Source organism: Paraburkholderia sp. (assembly GCF_049581445.1).
Classification (GTDB): Bacteria; Pseudomonadota; Gammaproteobacteria; order Burkholderiales; family Burkholderiaceae; genus Paraburkholderia.
Genome location: NZ_JBAURZ010000053.1, coordinates 1 through 11,106, shown reverse-complemented (window position 1 = coordinate 11,106; position 11,106 = coordinate 1). Strand labels below are relative to the sequence as shown.

General features: G+C 60.7%; 8 protein-coding genes and 2 pseudogenes. 6 read left to right on the top strand and 4 right to left on the bottom strand.

Annotated features, from left to right (window positions below; translation table 11 throughout):
• Positions 1-671, bottom strand: a 671-nt coding sequence (locus tag WCA85_RS03860; protein ID WP_424061854.1) for a hydroxymethylglutaryl-CoA lyase, incomplete at its 3' end; no start/stop codon positions are given.
• Between the two features lie 137 nt (positions 672-808).
• Between WCA85_RS03860 and WCA85_RS03855 the strand changes: the two genes are divergently transcribed.
• A complete protein-coding gene (locus WCA85_RS03855; protein ID WP_424061853.1) occupies positions 809-1,729 on the top strand; it encodes a LysR family transcriptional regulator in 921 nt (306 codons plus the stop codon).
• Positions 1,730-2,680: 951 nt separating this feature from the next.
• On the opposite strand, the pseudogene WCA85_RS03850 reads toward WCA85_RS03855, so the two are convergent.
• Positions 2,681-2,829, bottom strand: a pseudogene (locus tag WCA85_RS03850) (cbb3-type cytochrome c oxidase subunit I); the annotation flags it as partial.
• Positions 2,830-2,930: 101 nt separating this feature from the next.
• Here WCA85_RS03850 and WCA85_RS03845 point away from each other — a divergent pair.
• From WCA85_RS03845 to WCA85_RS03835, 3 genes are all read left to right on the top strand, one after another.
• Positions 2,931-5,210, top strand: coding sequence for an FdhF/YdeP family oxidoreductase (locus WCA85_RS03845; protein ID WP_424061852.1), 2,280 nt, complete (start codon positions 2,931-2,933; stop codon positions 5,208-5,210).
• A 50-nt stretch (positions 5,211-5,260) separates the two neighbouring features.
• Complete coding sequence (locus WCA85_RS03840) at positions 5,261-5,746, top strand: cytochrome ubiquinol oxidase subunit I (RefSeq protein ID WP_424061851.1); 486 nt, start codon at positions 5,261-5,263, stop codon at positions 5,744-5,746.
• A gap of 561 nt (positions 5,747-6,307) precedes the next feature.
• Entirely contained in the window at positions 6,308-7,456 is a 1,149-nt protein-coding gene (locus WCA85_RS03835; RefSeq protein ID WP_424061850.1) for a GNAT family N-acetyltransferase, read from the top strand.
• Between the two features lie 193 nt (positions 7,457-7,649).
• On the opposite strand, the pseudogene WCA85_RS03830 reads toward WCA85_RS03835, so the two are convergent.
• Positions 7,650-7,856 (bottom strand): annotated as a pseudogene (locus tag WCA85_RS03830) (Hsp20/alpha crystallin family protein); the annotation flags it as partial.
• Positions 7,857-8,021: 165 nt separating this feature from the next.
• A complete protein-coding gene (locus WCA85_RS03825) occupies positions 8,022-9,086 on the bottom strand; it encodes a LacI family DNA-binding transcriptional regulator (RefSeq protein ID WP_424061849.1) in 1,065 nt (354 codons plus the stop codon).
• A 444-nt stretch (positions 9,087-9,530) separates the two neighbouring features.
• On the opposite strand from WCA85_RS03825, the gene WCA85_RS03820 reads away from it, so the two are divergent.
• Positions 9,531-10,487 carry a dihydrodipicolinate synthase family protein gene (locus tag WCA85_RS03820; RefSeq protein WP_424061848.1) on the top strand — a complete coding sequence of 319 codons (957 nt, stop codon included), beginning with the start codon at positions 9,531-9,533 and terminating at the stop codon, positions 10,485-10,487.
• Positions 10,484-11,106, top strand: a 623-nt coding sequence (locus WCA85_RS03815) for an SMP-30/gluconolactonase/LRE family protein (RefSeq protein ID WP_424061847.1), incomplete at its 3' end; no start/stop codon positions are given. The genes WCA85_RS03820 and WCA85_RS03815, both read left to right, overlap by 4 nt.

The following is an 11,106-nucleotide window of genomic DNA, read 5'->3' as shown; positions in this document are numbered from 1 at the left end:
GCGTAGACGTTGGCGAGCGCAAGGCCGCGCGTGTCGTGGAAATGGCCGCACCAGAAGCGTTCGCCCGCGATCTTGCGCGCCTTCTCGAATAGCTCGCGCACGGCGGCGGGGCCGGCGTAGCCGACCGTATCGGCGATGCTGACGCGATCGGCACCCGCATCGAGCAGCGCCTGCATGCAGCGCAGCACTTCGCTCTGCTCGACGCGGCCCTGCATGGTGCAGCCGAACGCGGTACCTATGCCGCCTTCGATCATCATCTTCGATCCGGAAGCATCGCGCGCGGCACGGATGCGCGCCACTTCGGCGACGACTTCATTGGGCGTCTTGCGCAGGTTCGCGAGGCTGTGTTCGTGGCTCGCGGAAAGCGGCACGAGCAACAGATCGGCGTGGGTTTCGATCGCGCGCCCGGCACCTTTCAGATTCGGCACGAGCACCGAGACGACGAGGCCCGGCAGCGTTTTCGCGTAGGTGACGAGTTCGGCGGTGTCGGCGAGTTGTGGCAAAAGCCGCGCGGGAACGTACGAACCGACTTCGATTTCGCGCTGACCGGCGGCGTACGCGTCACCGATCCATTCAATCTTTCGCTCGGTCGGAAGAATGCTCGGGATGCTTTGCAGGCCGTCGCGCAAACCGACTTCCCGGATGGCGACGTTCGCGGGGAACGAGGGCATATTTGCTGTCTCCATTTATCGTTGCCGACCATCAGGCGTCGGCGTTATGCTAACTTTAGACATTCCAGCCAACCCTTGAAGCGGTATTTTGGAACCGCTAGGCTTCCCGTTTGGAATGTCAGACTTCGGAGATCTGTATGCGCGACATCGACCTAAAAACGCTGCGGTTATTTGTCGCCGTGTGTGATCACCGCAATATCGCGCGGGCGGCAGAGGAGGCGCATATCGAGCCATCCGCGATCAGCAAGCGCATCGCGCAGTTGGAGAACGAACTTGGCGTGCCCCTGCTGTTGCGGTCGCGGCGCGGCGTTCAACCCACAGCGGCGGGGAATGCGCTTCTAGAGCATGGCCGCAACGTGCTTTTCACGATTGAGCGGATTGCAAGCGATGTCACCGCGTTCGGCGGCGGCCTGAAAGGGCGCGTGAGCGTGTGCGCGTCGGCCTCAGCCATCGCAGAGGCGCTGCTCGACGACATCGCTTCATTCATGCGCGAGCCTGAGTATCAGAACATCAGGGTCGATGTCGAAGAGCGGCTATCGTTCGATCTCGTGCGGCAACTTCGCGAAGGCGCGGCGAGCGTCGGGGTGTGCTGGGATAACGTCGACCTTCAAGGGCTTGAGCACCGGCCCTACCGAAAGGACCGCCTTGCTCTCGCGGTTCATAAAGATCATCCGCTCGCGGGAGAGGTGTCGCTAAGCTTCGATCAGACGTTAGAACATGAGCATGTCGGCCTGCTGCCTTCTACGGCTGTCCATACGATGCTGCGGCGCGCGGCTGCGAGCGTAGGCAAAACCGTTTCTTATCGAGTGATCGTTTCGAGCTTTGATGCGGCGTTTCGCGTGGTGGCGGCCGGGCTCGGGATAAGCGTCGTACCGGTGGAAGTGGCCGAGACATATAGACCGGTGCTTGCAATCAAGATTATTCCTCTCACCGATTCGTGGGCGCAGCGTCAGTTTGTCGTGTGCTTCAAAGATTTCGACGCGTTACAGCCTGCCGCGCAACGCATGGTTGACTATCTCTCCAGGCAGGTCGAGACGCGGTCGACGACCTGGTCCTGATAAGGTTTCCTTAAGATTGTCGTTCGCAAGCGGCGGTCATCCGCCATAGATGGCGAACGGCTCTACCGATCCCTGCCAGCCCTTGGCTCTCTACAGTTGCTCAACTCAGAAATGGTCGTAGTGGCGAGCCGCCAGGACCGACTACTGAATGACTGCACCTGACTATGGACCCGGCGTTCCGACGTCCTCATATCACCGCCGACCAACGGCCGCTCATGGCCCGGTGACTGCCTGTCGTCGATCCGCGGCGCACGACCCGGAAAAGACCTTCGTCCCGCCAACATGAAGGTCTTCTGGTAGCAGGGAAGCTGCCATTCACGCGGAAGGATAGAATTGTGATGGCCTCACTCGCCGGATGGAAGAGAGGCACAGACGTAGCCCGGAAGTGGCCTCAAGCAGGCAGGGAGTCTTCGCACTGCAGTTTGGTAGATTTAAACTGGGATGATCGTCAGCGCTTAAAAAGAAGCCCCGCTGCACACGAGGGATGTTTCTGATACGTGCAGCGGGGCGCATAGACACGCATTTTCGCGGAGGATCAGGCCGCGGAGTGCACAGCTTAGCGATCCGGATCGCGCCGCGCAAGATGACAATTTTGCCGCTGCTGTGAGGTGCTGTCCGGTACTTTTTTCCCTGAATGCCACCGGTATCGGCATCCTGAAGACAGTATCGACGCGGTCAATGTCCGCGACGCTACAGGCCATCCTTCTTACCGACTCGCACACGCGGCACGCAGGTAGCACATTGTCTCTAGCGCGCCAATGCGCAGCGTGTTGACAACGCAGACTCCGGCGACCTGCCGGATGAGTCGCTCGACTCCCGCGCTGGCTGATGGTGAAACGCATTTCATCGTTCGATTGATTCTAAGCGGCAACTGGCTTGGGTCTGTCATGACGGAGGCCATCTACTTAACACTTGAAGGCACGGCACTCTGGTCGCGTTGGCACCTTCCTGGCAGTAGATCTGGATCCCGCACGGCACGGCGATCATCACGCTCGCGGCCGTAAAGAAGCTTTTGCCGAGATCGGGGACGGCTGTCGCGAACATGTGGTGGACCCACGGCCAAAGGCGAGAAAGGCCGACGCGATCAATGCGAGCACCATCCCCGACCTCGCGCCGACGAAGACTGCACTATCGCGCGCCGCCTTGTGGAATGCGGTTTGCTAATAGCTCACACCGTGCTACTTTTTATGAGGAGTGTGCCGTGAGCGACGAGAAAAGAAGTTCCGCATATCCGTTCACGTCCGGCGGCTGGGGATCGCTGAAGTCTGTGGCCACCATCCTCAGGCAGGAGAAGGTCGTACTGAAGGACAGCGCTATCTTGCTGCGCCAGAACAAACCCGACGGCTTCATGTGTGTGAGCTGCTCGTGGGCAAAACCGGCCGATCCGCATACCTTCGAGTTCTGCGAAAGCGGCGCGAAAGCAACCGCCTGGGACACGACGGCCAAACGTGTTACACCTGACTTTTTTACCGTGCACACCGTTTCCGAACTGCGCGACTGGCATGATCACGACCTCGAGGAAGCGGGCCGGCTGACTGCCCCGCTACGCTACGATCCGACGACCGACCGCTACGTGGAAGTGAGCTGGGAGCAGGCTTTCGAGGAAATTGGCCGCGATCTGAACACGTTTGATCCGGAAAGCGTGATCTTCTACACCTCGGGTCGCGCATCGCTGGAGACCTCGTACATGTACCAGCTTTTCGCACGCATGTACGGCTGCAACAACCTGCCTGACAGCTCGAACATGTGTCACGAGAGCACCAGCGTCGGACTAAAGGAAGCGATCGGGGTCGGCGTCGGCACCATTACCCTGGAAGATTTCGAAAAGACTGACCTGATGTTTTTCTTCGGGCACAACGTCGGTACCAACAGTCCGCGCATGCTGCACCAGCTCCAGGATGCACGCGTGCGCGGCGCACGGATCATCACGTTCAACCCGTTGCGAGAGCCGGGGCTTATATCCTTCTCCAACCCGCAATCGCCAGCGCAGATGCTGACGCCGGCGCACACGCAGATCAGCACGCAGTATCACCTCGTGAAGACGGGTGGCGATACCGCCGCGATGTTGGGAATCTGCAAGGCAGTGATTGAAGCAGACGACGCTGCGCGTAGCGAAAGCAGGCCGCGCGTGCTGGACGTCGCATTCATCGAGCAGCACACGATCGGCTTCGAGGACTTCGCCGCGTACGCACGGAACGCATCGTGGGACGATATCGTGCGGGTCAGCGGCCTGCCGCGTGCCGATCTCGAAGCCGCAGCCGACGAGTACATGAAAGCGAACGCCGTCATGGCTCACTATGGCATGGGTCTGACGCAGCATCGCCTCGGCGTACAGAATGTACGCATGCTCTGCAATCTGCTCTTCCTGCGCGGCAATATCGGCAAGCCGGGCGCGGGTCCGTCGCCCGTGCGGGGGCACTCGAACGTGCAGGGTCAGCGCACTGTGGGCATCACCGAGAAACCCGAGCTTGCGCCGCTCGACCAGCTTGCAAAACAGTTTTCATTCGAGCCACCCCGCACGAAAGGCAGGAACACCGTCGAGGCGTTCGAGGCGATGGTCAGGGGAGAGGTCAGTGCAGTAATCAATCTGGGCGGCAATCTGGTGCGTTCCGTGCCGGACCGTAACCGCACGGAGCCTGCGTGGAGCAAGCTGCGACTCACGGTGAACGTCGCGACCAAGCTCAACCGCAGCCACCTGGTGCCGGGCGAGGTCTCCTTCGTACTGCCTTGCCTGAGCCGCATCGAAATCGACGAGCAGGCGAGCGGCGTGCAGGCCGTGTCGATGGAAGACAGCACCGGCTGCATGCATGGTTCGCGCGGGGTCACTGAACCGGCAGACGAAAGGATCCGGTCGGAGCCGTTCATCGTCGCAGGAATCGCGAAGGCGACCCTCGGTGCGCGATCGACGGTGGACTGGGACGCCTGGCGCGACGATTACTCGGTGGTCCGCGATGAAATCGCGAAGACTTACACGAAGATCTTCCACGATTTCAACGAACGTATGTGGCAGCCAGGCGGTTTTCATCGCCCCTTGCCGGCCCGCGAGCGCAAATGGGAAACGAAGTCGGGCAAAGCGGAGTTCCTCGTGCCTCATTCACTAGGCGAAGACCCCGACATGCCTGTCAGGGAATCAGGCGCGCTACGCCTGATGACGCTGCGTAGTGACAGCCAGTTTAACACCACGATCTATAGCCTCAACGACCGCTTCCGCGGCGTGAAGGGATCGCGGATGGTGATCCTGATGAATGAAGACGACATGCGCGAGCGCGGTCTCGAACCGGACAGCGAAATCACGTTGGAGACGATCGCGGATGATGGCATCGAGCGACGCCTCGGTGGATTGAAGGTAAAGCCGTACGAGATCCCGAAGGGATGCATCGGCGGCTATTACCCCGAATGCAACGTGCTGCTGCCGCTGTGGCACTACGCGAAGGAGAGCAAGGTGCCTGGCGCGAAGTCCATTCCGGTACGCATCGTCTGAGTCGCGAATGAGTATGGACGTCCATCGGGAACGGACAGGACCTACTGGATATGGCAATTGAGCTGGCCCGGTGGCAGTTCGGGGTGACGATCGCGCTGCACATCGTGCTCGCAGCGTTTTCGATTGGGCTCGCGAACTATCTGATGGTGCTTGAGGCGCATGCATCCGGGCGAAATGATTCTTCGTGCCGCAGTCTGAAATCGCCTGTGCCAGGACAACGCGCTACGATGACATCTCGATCTCCACGCACTCAAACCGTTCCCGTACTGCATGTTTTCCAGCTAGCTGGCGGCTGGCACTGGCGTATCACGGTCCCACCCAACAAGGGATGGGGTTTCAGAGTGGTTGCGTTCAGCGAGAGAAGCTTCATGGCTGAGGAAGCTGAATATGAGGCGGCACGTCGGAAATCTTGCCCTCGCAAACGCCAAAATGACGATGATCCCGACGCAAAGTTGACCGTGCGTTCCCGTACAGAAACAGACACGCATCCGTGTGATCGTCCCGCCCATCGAGCCACGGAGTATAACGATGCTTGAAAGACTTTGGGTCTACATGGGATACGCTGTCCATGCACTGGTCGCTCCCACAGGCGACGGCCTTTTCTCTATCCGGCGAATCGTCCTGCAGCGGGCGGGTGCGTATGCCCGGGTCGACATCGGATCACCTTCAACCGGGGACATGCCTCAGAGTCGGCCTGAAGATGCGTTGAACGATGCATATGCATGCGCATGCAAGGCGATTGATTGGATTGCGTCGACTGACGCTAGAAACTGATATCTGCCGTGGAATAGTCGCGGGTTGCGGCAGCGACGGACGACTTCGAACGTTTGGCGAACCGCGCACGATCCACACCATTTCTCGCCCGCGCGACGGCGGGCTGCGTGACGTGCCGGGATGCAAGAATCGCTCGAAGACGACCGTGTGAAGAGACTGAAAACAGGCAGTCAGATACGGAGAAGTCGCTCAGCAGCCGTGACTTGGAATCGCCATTTGGCAAATGATAGTGTTTCTCCACAGCGAACCAGGGTCGTCGCATTAAGTGACTCGCGACGCGGGGTAAAGATATGTCGGTCCGATTGCCTGCCACAGCGGAGAGCGTGTCCCAAGCACGCCGATTGCGCCTCGATGTGAAGACGATCATAAGTCTGGACGCACTCAGGACCCTGCGTTGCGAGTGGGACGGCCTCATCGCCACTGCTCGCGACTTCTCATTCTGCCTGACCTATCCCTATTGCGAAGTGGCGGCATCAATCCTGTTCACAGCCGGTGGCACGGTCGAGGTCATTCGGGTCTATGACGAACTTGGGTTATGCGCATTATGGCCTGTCGGGATTCGGCGGCAAGGTCTGATCCGGGTCGCCAGAGCGTTGAGTTGCGGCGCCCACGAGGAATACGGCGGCCCGCTCGTTCGCGATGAAACAGACAACGAGGTCTTCACAGAGTTGGTTCACGCGACAGCCAAACTTCACGCTGACGTGCTACAGGTCCGGTTTGTCAAATTGGCCAGCCTGCTCTTTCAAGCGCTTAAAACACGGCCACATTCATGGCTGCTGCCAATCGTGCCGCACGGACTGCGCGACGACGTGCCGGGATATGCGATCAACCTGCGCGACTACTCGTGCTGGGACGAATTTGTGGCAACGCGCCCGAAGGCGCTGTTCTCCGATTTGCGCCGCCATCTCAAACGACTAGGTACCAAAGGCCTCGCAGAACTCGGATGGTGCAAGACGCCCGGAGATGCCGCCGTGGTCCTGACCTGGCTCTTTGACAATAAACGGCGCTGGGCCATGTCACGCCAGTTTCACACGCAATATCTGATGACGGATCAGGTGAGGGACTTCTTTATCGAACTGGCGCATCGCATCGATCTGTCGACCACTCCGCTTGTCACCTTCCTGAAGCTGGATGGTGTGCCGGTTTCAGCGTCGGTCAACCTGGTGGCACCGCATGCGCTCGAGGTGTTCATCACGACCTATGATGAGTCGCTCGGTTCCTTTTCGCCGGGAAGCCTGATGCATGAGTTTTGCATGAGGTGGGCGCAGGCGCATGGCCGCGATTTCGATTTCCGCCCCGTCTTCAGTACGTACAAGGCGCGATGGGCCACCCGCGAAACGCGCCACAGCACGCAAACCATTTTTCTCACCCTACGCGGGCGCCTCGGCGAATTTTCGTTACTGGCGGGCTATCGCACGCGGTTGATGGGAAGGTTTCGCGCAAGTCTGACGCGCAAAAAGAAGGCCCGCTGAATACGACGTTCGCACACCAAGCCCGTCGGAGTAGTGAAGGTCTGGTAGCTTCGCCATGATTCCATCTGCGCGCCACGGGTCGCGTGAGAACAGTCGCTGAATGTCGGGCCAGGAGGCACGCCATTGTTCGCTCGCCGGCGGGCTCCAGCACGGCCATCGCGCTCAATCCTGATGGTGTATCCGCACCACGCATGTCGTCTCGGGCTTCCCGCTGTGCGGGCCCGCGTTCGCCGCTGATGGTCAGCAGCCCCTTGTCAATCGAGACATCGAGGTTTGCCGGATCGACACCCGGCGCGAACGCGACGATCTCGATCGAGTCGTCGGTCGAGCCGATGTTGACCTGCGGGAAGGCGCCGGAGCGCCCGGAACGGATGCTTGACGGGAAACCGCCGAAGAGGCTCAGCTATGACAGCCGGCGAGGAAGCCCGTCAGGAGACTCGCCACTAGCCATCGGCGAGCGCAGCGGAGAGTCATGCGATCAAGAATGCGTTGAAGCGTAAGCATGATTGAGTGAATAGTCGCAAATGGAAAGGGATCGTCATCCGGAACTCCACGCGATGCTCCATCATCGCGCCTGCGGCGCCCCACTCGACTCCCGAACAAACAGCACGGGCTCAATCTCAGTGCCACCAATATCCGTCTCGCCCGCCAACATGCGCAACATCGTATGCGCCGCTAGTCGCCCGATCTCGGCCGTATCCACCCGCATCGTGGTGAGCGACGGCTTGAGCTGATGAGACAAAGCGATGTCGTCGAAGCCCGTGACCGACAACTCACCGGGCACCTCGATGCCCAGCGACTGCGCTTCCAGCAATACGCCCGTAGCCAGATGATCGTTGCCGCAGATGATGGCGGTCGGACGCGGTCCAGTCTGTTCCATGATCTCGCGCAGGCTTGCGCGCCCGAAGTCTATCGTCGCCGGGCCGATGCGAACGTGCGCAGGCCGTACCGCGAGCCCCTGCTCCGCAAGCGTTTCGTGAATGCCAAGCAAGCGTGCCTGCACGCGATCGTTTCCGTCCGGGGACTGCATGACGATCGCGAAATCACGATGGCCTGAATCGAGCAGATGTGTAGTCAGCCTGCGGAATGCGGCACGGTTGTCGAAGCCGACGCAGCAGTGCGGGCTGTCTTTCCGGTACGCGTAAGTCACCACGTAAGGCACGCGATTCTGCTCAAGGAGTTCGAAGAGCCCAGGCGGCTGGGACTCGCCCACGAGCAGGACCGCCTCCACGCCGCGCGTAAGCATCGCGCTCACCTGAATGTACGCCTGCTGCAAGTTGTAATTCGAGCAGCCGAGGAACACGGTGTAGCCCTGCTCCGCGAAGACGGCCTGCATGCCGGTCACCTCGGATGCGAACACCTGATCGTCGAGTGTCGGGATGATCGCGCCGGCGATGTGCGTGCGCGTCGACGCAAGCGCGCGGCCCGCCGCATTCGGAATCCAGTTCAACGCGAGCGCGGCCTCTCGCACGCGGGCCTGCACGTCCGCCGACACCTTGCCGGGATCGTTGTAGACCCGCGAAACGGTGGCGGTCGACACACCGGCGCGCTTGGCGACGTCCACAAGAACCGAGCGGCCGGAAGTCCGGCGTGATCGGGGCGACGTCTGTGCTGGGGCTGAGCGGCTCATCGGCGAATACGGAAGGGTCGTGGGTGAAGGCGTACACATCAAGGCGCACGTTCGTGGGCGTCATCTTACTGGAGAGCCGGACGCTGTCGCTGGGCTGACCGTCGCCTCGTCGTTTACCCGAGGAGTGGCGAAACGGGACTTGTAATCTCCATGCTCATCAACCAAAATGTAAACGCTAACATTTTAAATCAGTCTCCCAGCGGAATGTATTCCTAATGAAGCAAAAGCATGTTTGCTTCCCCGGATTCCGTTCAGATGACACGTTGCACCTACAGCAAGACCTTAAATTTTATTTGTGAGCTTCGAGCGAAGTCGCGGCGAATCGCCATGATCGAGGTTGCCAGCACGGGTCCTCGATTTTTAATCCATCGCGTGTAAGCGATTACATTGACGCACGCCACGACAATGCAAGCGCACGAATCCATCATCGACAGAGGACCAGTCTTGGGAACGACCCTACCCATCGACGGCATCATCCCCGTCATGCTCACGCCCTTCACGGCTGCGAACGAGATCGACTATCGGAGTCTCGGCAAGCTGATCGAGTGGTACATCAACAATGGAGCGGATACGCTCTTCGCCGTCTGCCAGTCGAGCGAGATGCAGAAGCTGACCCGGCGCGAGCGAGTCGACGTGTCGCGCTTTGTCGTCGAGCAAGTCGCCGGACGTGTGCCGGTGATTGCGTCGGGGCACATCAGCGACGATGCCGACGAACAATACGCCGAGCTGTCCGAGGTCGGCGCGACGGGCGTCGACGGCATCGTACTCGTCACCAACCGGCTCGATCCGCACCGCAAGGGCGGCCGCACGTTTCTCGACGATCTCGACCGTCTGCTCGCGCGGCTGCCGAAAGATTTGCCGCTCGGCCTTTACGAATGTCCTGCGCCGTATCGTCGTTTGCTATCCGACGAGGAACTGCTCTATTGCGCGAACACGGGCCGCTTCGTCGTGCTGAAGGACGTGTCGTGCGATCTTGCGACCGTCGCGCACCGCGTCGAACTGGTGAAAGGCACGCCGCTGCGCATCGTCAACGCCAACGCCGCGATTGCATATGCCGCGATGAAGGCTGGCTCGCGCGGCTTCTGCGGCGTCTTCAACAACTTTCATCCCGATCTCTACAAGTGGCTTCTGCAACACGGCGACGAGGATCAGGATCTCGCGGACGAACTCGCGATATTCCTCGCGCTCGCCGCGATGGCCGAGCCAATGGGCTATCCCAAGCTAGCCAAGCAATATCAGCAACGGCTCGGCATTTTCGAATCGGATCACACCCGCGTGATCGAGGGCGACATCCGCGAGCGTTTCTGGGCAATCGACGCCCTCGTCGATCACATTGATGCTGGCACCGCGCGCTTTCGCGAGCGTATCGCGGCGCGTGCTGCAGCGCGGAAGGCGGCATGAGCGACAGCTCGATCGAGATGGTCGACCCCAGGGCGCGCGACTGCCTCCTGAGCAACGTCTATGCGGTCGAGCGAATCGCGACAGGCATGCGCTGGGCCGAAGGTCCGGTCTGGTTCGGCGACATGCGGATGCTGCTGTGGAGCGATGTTGCCGCGGACACGATGTATCGCTGGACCGAGGACGGTCACGTGTCGGTGTTCCGCGCGGCGTCGAATCACGCGAACGGCAACACGCGCGACCGCGAAGGCCGCCTTGTGACCTGCGAGCACGCGACGCGCCGCGTCACGCGCACTGAGCCCGATGGCCGCTTGACCGTGCTCGCGGATGCCTACGACGGCCTGCCGCTGAATTCGCCGAACGACGTGGTGGTCGCGCGCGATGGATCGGTCTGGTTCAGCGACCCCGACTACGGAATCATGACCGACTACGAAGGCGGCCGTGCGGAGTCGTCGCTAGGTTCGTGCAACGTCTTCCGTATCGATCCGGTGACGCGTGCCGTGACGATCGCTTCGCGCGAATACATGCGGCCCAACGGCCTCGCGTTCTCGGCGGACGAGCGTCGGCTCTACGTCGCCGACAGCGGCGGCTCGCACACGCCGGGCGGCCCGCTCGGCATTTA

Coding starts and splice junctions, on each gene's coding strand:
- WCA85_RS03855 (WP_424061853.1), top strand. CDS start 809: ATGCGCGACATCGACCTAAAAACGCTGCGGTTATTTGTCGCCGTGTGT.
- WCA85_RS03825 (WP_424061849.1), bottom strand. CDS start 9,086: ATGAGCCGCTCAGCCCCAGCACAGACGTCGCCCCGATCACGCCGGACT.
- WCA85_RS03840 (WP_424061851.1), top strand. CDS start 5,261: ATGGCAATTGAGCTGGCCCGGTGGCAGTTCGGGGTGACGATCGCGCTG.